Source organism: Sulfurimonas sp. (assembly GCF_019429335.1).
Classification (GTDB): domain Bacteria; phylum Campylobacterota; class Campylobacteria; order Campylobacterales; family Sulfurimonadaceae; genus Sulfurimonas.
In genome coordinates this window covers 37708-44291 of record NZ_JAHYJB010000013.1, presented here as the reverse complement: position 1 = coordinate 44291, position 6584 = coordinate 37708, and the positions used below count along the sequence as shown (strand labels likewise).

The following is a 6584-nucleotide window of genomic DNA, read 5'->3' as shown; positions in this document are numbered from 1 at the left end:
TTGCAAATCCTTACAAACATAGCCAATATCAGCAATAATATCAAGATGAGTAAAGAATTACACCAACTTGTCGCTCTTATCGGAGCTTACACCAAAAAAGAGCTTGGTTTTATGTGCGAAAGTTGAGCTTGCATTATTTATGCAAAAGCCATAAATAGGTTATATAAAGGCATAATACATTCGCAAAAATATCAGCAATTAATATATAAAATAGATAGGTCTTAAACATTGAATGAAACCATAATAGGTCAAATAGACAAAATCCTTTTTGAAGAAGAGGCTTTTTTTATCGCCGTTTTAAAGAGCGGGGAGAAGGTTAGCGGCTCATACTATGAGAGTGCGGTCTCACACTTAAAAGATAGTGCCATTACACTAAAAGGGCACTGGGAAGAGCATAAGAAGTATGGCAGAACTTTTAAGTTTGAGCAGATAAAAGTGAACCAAAATGAGCTTTTTTTCTTTCTGAACAAAATCATAAAAGGGTTTACAAAGAAGCTGACGGCTGAGCTTATAGAGCATTTCGGAAATGAGGGGCTTGTCGAGGTTTTAGACAACGATATAGAACAATTGCTAGAATTTAGCGGTATAAAAGAGAAACGTCTCAAAAAGATACAAACAAGCTGGAAAAAGTTTCGCTCCATGCGTGAGATAGGGGAATTTCTAACTCCTTATGACGTATCTCCCGCACTTCTTACGACCATTGCAACTGCGATGCGCGACGTTGATGAGCCTTGTGCAAAGATAAAAAACAACCCCTACATCTTAACCTCCATAAACTCCATAGGTTTCAAACGTGCCGATGAGCTAGCTCTTAAGATGGGAGTGAGCCCAAACGATGAAAACCGCATAAGCTCGGCGATGGATTATGTTCTGCTCAACTACTGCGAACAGCAGGGCAACTCCTGCGTGGCAAAAGAGATTTTGTTTAGAGAGCTGAATGAACTGCTTATGTTCAGCGACAAAAACCATCTTTACGAAGCAACGCTTATAGAGCGCGTTGCAGAGCAAAGCGTAGTCCTTATGAAAAACAACCGTGTCTCTCCCGCTCGTCTTTATGATGCGGAGAAGTATTTATATGATGAGTTTAAGAGAAGAGCAAAGTTGGACAACGGCGGCTTTGTGAAAGATTTGGATGAGTTTTTAAAAGATAAAGAGCTTCAGTTGGGAGAGCAACAAAAAGAGGCGGTAAAGAAGATAAACGAGGGCGCGTCTATACTCTTTTTGGTCGGTTATGCCGGAACGGGAAAGAGTACTACGTCCAGAACCATACTTGATTTGCTAAATACAAAATATGACAAAAAAGAGATAATGACATGTGCTCTTAGCGGTATAGCTTCGCAGCGCATTGCAGATACGACCGGTTATGAGAGTGCAACAATACAGAGTTTATTGGTTAAGTTTGAAGACAGGGACAATTTTTCTTACTCGGTTGTTTTAATAGATGAAGCCTCCATGATAAACTCCTCTCTCTTTGCAAGGCTGGTTTCAAAAATAGATAAAAATGCCGTCTTGATTATCGTAGGCGATGATGCGCAGCTGCCTCCCATAGGTGCGGGAAATGTACTGAGTGATGTTTTGACATTGGAGCTTGCACCAATTGTAAAGCTTACAAAAATCTACAGACAGAGTGAAGACAAAGCCATAACGGTTATCGCAAATGAGATACGAATAGGTAATGTTCCCGAGTATAGAAAAATATATGAAGATTTTGAGTTTTTGGATGTTTCTATGCAGAACTATTATGTTTTGAAAAACCAACTCTCTCAAAAAGAGTTGCAGGATATGAGAGAGAATAACTCCGCGCAAATAGTTGCCGAGATAGCCCACAAGGTCGTAGAATCAATAGAAAAAGCAAGGTATAGACTGAATAATAAGCAGATTAAAGAGTATCTAAACTATTTTCAGGTTATTACCCCGATGAAGGGCGGAACTCTTGGCGTAAACAACTTAAACAGTGTTTTGCAAGATTACTTCAACCCAAATCCTAAAAAGTGCGTAAAAAAGGGCGGCGTAGAGTTCAGACTTATGGACAAGGTTGTTCACACTAAAAATGAAAATATGACATCGTGGAGCGGCGAGGGGTATAAAAACGGCGAAGATTCGGCACAGAGACGCATATTTAACGGGATGAGCGGACTTCTTTTTAAGATAGAAGATGAGGATGAACAGGCGTTCGTATTCTATCCGAACGAGGATGTAGTAGTCGTTTATGAGTATGAGGAGTTAAAGTCTCATCTGATGCTCTCTTATGCGCTTACTATTCATAAAGTTCAAGGCATGGAGTATGACATTGTCGTCATTCCCATGAGTTTTTCACACTACATTATGCACAATACAAAGCTCATCTATACAGCCGTTACGAGAGCAAAACACAAGTGCATCTTGATAGGCGAGAGCGGAGCTTTTGAGAGTGGATGCAAGAAGTTTGAAGCAACTGCAAGAGATACAGTTCTTTTGGAGTTATAGAAATTATAAATATACTAACGTATGTTACACACTTTTCATTCTCGAAAAAACAAAGTTTTTTCGTAGCTTTAGTGGGTTGCAAGGGACATCTGTCCCTGCCACTAAAACGGACATGTTCGTTTTAGTGTGTAACATCAGATAGCAGTAAGGGCTTTTTTATAATTATAAATCTATAATCGAAGCAGAATGTAATCTCAAGGAGTTTTATATGGCGATAGGAAATAGGCTTAAAATTGCCATTTGCGGCAAGAGCGGCTTGGTCGGCTCAAAACTTGAAGAGTTGTTTACTTCGCAGCATAATGATGTTATCGGCGTAAAGATTCGCGACAACACATCCATAGAGGAAGTGGTTGCTCAGATAGAAAAATGCGATATTCTCATAAATCTTAGCGGCACGACTATTTTGGCTCCATGGAGCGAGAGTTATAAAAAAACGCTCTACTCAAGCCGAATAGAGACCACAAAAAAGCTGGTTGAGGCTATTGGAGTTTGTAAAGAGAGACCTAAACTTTTTTTAAGCGCTTCGGCGGTCGGAATCTATGAGTCAAATATAGCACATGATGACAACTCCAAAAACTATGCAGATGATTTTTTATCAGCTCTCTGCAGGGATTGGGAAGCTGAGGCGAAAAAAGCAGAAGCTTTTGATGTCAGAGTCGTGCAGATGAGATTCGGGGTAGTATTTTCCAAAGAGGGCGGTGCTATGGATAAAATAGTGCCTCCGTTTAAAATGGGAGTCGGAGGAGAGCTTGGAAGCGGAGAGCAAATGGTCTCATGGATACACATAGACGACCTGCTAAGAGCGATTTTGTTTATCACAAAAACACCAGATATCTCAGGTTCGGTAAATTTTACATCTCCTTATCCGCTCTCAAATAAAGAGCAGACAGATATTCTTGGCAAAGTTTTACACAGACCTACTTTTTTTAGAGTTCCTGCATTTGTTATAAAGCTGATTTTTGGAGAGGGCTCAAGAGTTGTTCTTGATTCAAAAGAGGTTTATCCTAGCAAGCTTTTAGAGAGCGGGTTTGTTTTTGAGTATGATAAATTTGAACCTGCGCTCAGAGAGATTGTAGGATAGTCTTTAAGATTTGATTTAGTTTTTTATAAAGCTCAAAGTTGTACAATTTAGAGTTTGCCAAAAAAGGAGTCGCTATGCTAGATACTATTGTGCTTAGAATTGCTAAAAGCTCTATACTTAGAGAGTTTAACGGCTCGTATGATTTCGATAAAAGCAAGCTCTTAGAGAGCTACCCTTTTTTAAAAAAAGATGGTGCGTCATTTGTGACTCTAAAGTTTGATGAACATTTGCGAGGCTGTATCGGCTCCATTGTCGCACACCGCTCACTTATGAGTGACATAGTCGCAAATGCTGTATCTGCCGCATTTCATGACCCAAGATTTCATCAGCTGCATGAAAATGAGCTATCACATATCTACGTTGAGGTTTCAGTTCTTAGCGAGCCAACGCTTTTGGAGTATGAAGATTTTGATGATTTGCTAAAAAAGGTCGTTCCTGATATTGACGGACTTATTTTAAAACATGAGGGAAATCAGGGCACATTTTTGCCTCAAGTGTGGGAACAGCTTCCATCACCAAGAGAGTTTTTGGAGCATCTTAGCATGAAGGCGGGTTTAAATCCCTCAGTTTATGCCCAGCATCCGACTATCTACAGATACAGAGTAGAAGCCGTTAAGGGCAAGTTTGATGAGATATTAGAGTTGGAACGAAAAACAAAATAGCAGGCCAGGAGTGTAGTTATGAAACGAAATATGAGTGTTGCAGGTACTTTTTATCCAAGAAGGGCGGTTGAGCTGGAGAGATATTTTGAGCATTTCAGCGCTATATATGATGAAAATTTTACTCTGCCAGAGGTGAACACGAGAGCTATTATAGTTCCTCATGCGGGTTATATCTACTCAGGATATACGGCAAACATCGCATATAGAGTTTTGCAAAAAAGCTCAATTAAAAAATTCGTAGTAATTGGGCCATCTCACAAAATAGCTTTTGATGGAATCAGCCTTTGCGAATTTAGCAGTTACGACACCCCGTTTGGCAAAATTAGCGCTATAGAAGATTTGGCGTTAAAACTCAAGGATAAGTTCTCCATCTCATGTATTAAGGAGGCTCACTTTGAGCACAGTACCGAGGTGCAGTTCCCTTTTTTAAAACACTATATTGAGGATGTCAGTATACTCGAGCTTGTCTATAGCTACGCAAATGCGCACTATGTATCTGAGATAATCGATTTTGTTTTACAACAGCCCGACGCAGGAGTTGTAATCAGTACGGATTTGAGCCATTTTTACAATCTCGGTGAAGCACATAGACTTGACAATATCTGCCTTACATCTATTGAAAAACTTGATGTCGGAATGCTTCACAGCGGATGTGAGGCATGCGGAAATATTGGAGTTGAGGCGATGATACTAAGTGCAAAAAAGCTCTCTCTCGCATCTCACATACTTGACTACAGGACAAGTGCTGATGCAAGCAACGACACTAGCAGGGTTGTCGGTTATACAAGCGCATATTTTTCATGAAAAAATCAAATATATTTGAGCTGATTCCATCAACGCTAAAAGATGAGTTATTTGAAAAGATTGTCTCAAAAGATGGAGTAAAAATAGAGCGGATAGTCTCTTTTGGTCATACCACACCGCAAGATGAGTGGTATGACCAAAGAAGCAACGAGTGGGTAATTTTACTCCAAGGAGAGGCAATAATCTCTTTTTTAAATGGGAATGAGGTCAGATTAAAAGCCGGAGATTATATAAACATCCCTGCCCATAAAAAGCATAGAGTCTCCTGGACGAAGCCTGAAGAAGAGAGCGTTTGGCTTGCGGTTTACTATTAAAGTATAAGTGATTTTTATTTTACTTTTCTTCTTGTATATTCCAAAGAGATGTCTTAGTAACCTAAATATGATATACTTTCAGCTCTAAAAAATTTAAAGGAATTTTATAATGACCCAAAGCGACCCGGCCTCGCGTAGTTCAACCCTCGTTCGCATAGGAATAAACCTATGATGATATTGATAACTTATCTCTCAATCGCAATTTTAATATCGTTTCTCTGTTCTATTCTTGAGGCGGTTTTACTATCAAGTACAAATTCTTACATTGAAAGTTTGTCCAAAAATCACAATGAAAGTTTAGTAAATAGGCTAAAAAAGCTAAAATCAAATATTGATAAACCTATCTCTTCTATACTTACTGTAAATACATTTGCACACACCATGGGTGCGGCAGGCGTAGGAGCTCAGGCACAGATACTCTTTGGTGAGGAGTGGCAAGCACTCGTTGCCTTTGTCGTAACGCTTCTTATCTTGTACTTTTCAGAGATTATCCCTAAAACAATAGGTGCTATTTATTGGAAAAGACTTTTGGTGCCATCGGCGTACGTTATCTCGGTTATGATGACAATAAGCGCGCCTTTTACGTGGGTTTCATCATTTTTAACAAATTATATATCAAGAAACAAGAAACATCAAAATAATTTTTCTCGCGATGAGATTATGGCAGTCGTTGCAATGGGCGAGAGAGAGGGAACAATTCTTAGCAAAGAGAGTGATCTTATAGAGAATCTCTTAAAGCTTAAAAATATAAAGGCAAAAGATATTATGACGCCAAGAAGCGTTGTTTTTGCAATGCCTAGTTCAACAACCATTGAAGAAGCGGTAGAAGATGACCGTATGTATATTCATTCGCGTATTCCTATTTACAGAGAGACGCTTGATGACGTTGTTGGAATCGTGTTTAGTCAAAGAATTCTTGAAGAGAGCAATGAAGATCATGACAGTATGACTTTAGAGAGTATTTCACACGAAGTACATATGGTCTCAGAAAACATCCCTGTTCCTACTCTGATAGACCAATTTATAAAGCGCAAAACGCACCTCTTTATCGTTTATGACAACTATGGGCAAACTGTCGGTGTTGTTACGCTTGAAGATGCGATTGAGACACTTTTGGGTGTTGAGATTGTTGATGAGATGGACGAGATTGAAGATATGCAGCTTTTTGCAAAAGACAGAAGTAAGCAGTTTCAAGACAAGATGAGATTTGAGAGAAAAAAAATAGAAAAAGCTAAAAACGCTTAAACGGGACAAGAA

General features: G+C 39.2%; 6 protein-coding genes. All 6 read left to right on the top strand.

Translation table 11 applies throughout. The annotated features are described in order from the left end of the window. The first annotated feature begins 228 nt into the window (after window positions 1-228). Window positions 229-2466: an AAA family ATPase gene (locus K0A91_RS06420; protein WP_295009138.1), complete on the top strand. Its 2238-nt coding sequence runs from the start codon at window positions 229-231 to the stop codon at window positions 2464-2466. Window positions 2467-2674: 208 nt separating this feature from the next. Next, window positions 2675-3547, top strand: a complete 873-nt coding sequence (locus K0A91_RS06415; RefSeq protein ID WP_295009136.1) for a TIGR01777 family oxidoreductase — start codon at window positions 2675-2677, stop codon at window positions 3545-3547. Between the two features lie 74 nt (window positions 3548-3621). After that, the gene (gene amrA, locus K0A91_RS06410; protein ID WP_295009134.1) at window positions 3622-4209 is read left to right on the top strand and encodes an AmmeMemoRadiSam system protein A; all 588 of its coding nucleotides are present in this window, start codon (window positions 3622-3624) and stop codon (window positions 4207-4209) included. An 18-nt stretch (window positions 4210-4227) separates the two neighbouring features. After that, window positions 4228-5013 carry an AmmeMemoRadiSam system protein B gene (gene amrB, locus K0A91_RS06405; RefSeq protein ID WP_295009132.1) on the top strand — a complete coding sequence of 262 codons (786 nt, stop codon included), beginning with the start codon at window positions 4228-4230 and terminating at the stop codon, window positions 5011-5013. Continuing rightward, window positions 5010-5327 (top strand): cupin domain-containing protein, encoded by a 318-nt coding sequence (locus K0A91_RS06400; protein WP_295009130.1) that lies wholly within the window; start codon window positions 5010-5012, stop codon window positions 5325-5327. The genes amrB and K0A91_RS06400 overlap by 4 nt, the downstream gene beginning before the upstream one ends. Window positions 5328-5495: 168 nt before the next feature. Next, on the top strand, window positions 5496-6572 hold the full coding sequence (locus K0A91_RS06395) for a hemolysin family protein (protein ID WP_295009128.1): 1077 nt from the start codon (window positions 5496-5498) through the stop codon (window positions 6570-6572). Window positions 6573-6584: the final 12 nt, after the last annotated feature.

Coding starts and splice junctions, on each gene's coding strand:
- K0A91_RS06415 (WP_295009136.1), top strand. CDS start 2,675: ATGGCGATAGGAAATAGGCTTAAAATTGCCATTTGCGGCAAGAGCGGC.
- amrA (WP_295009134.1), top strand. CDS start 3,622: ATGCTAGATACTATTGTGCTTAGAATTGCTAAAAGCTCTATACTTAGA.
- amrB (WP_295009132.1), top strand. CDS start 4,228: ATGAAACGAAATATGAGTGTTGCAGGTACTTTTTATCCAAGAAGGGCG.
- K0A91_RS06400 (WP_295009130.1), top strand. CDS start 5,010: ATGAAAAAATCAAATATATTTGAGCTGATTCCATCAACGCTAAAAGAT.
- K0A91_RS06395 (WP_295009128.1), top strand. CDS start 5,496: ATGATGATATTGATAACTTATCTCTCAATCGCAATTTTAATATCGTTT.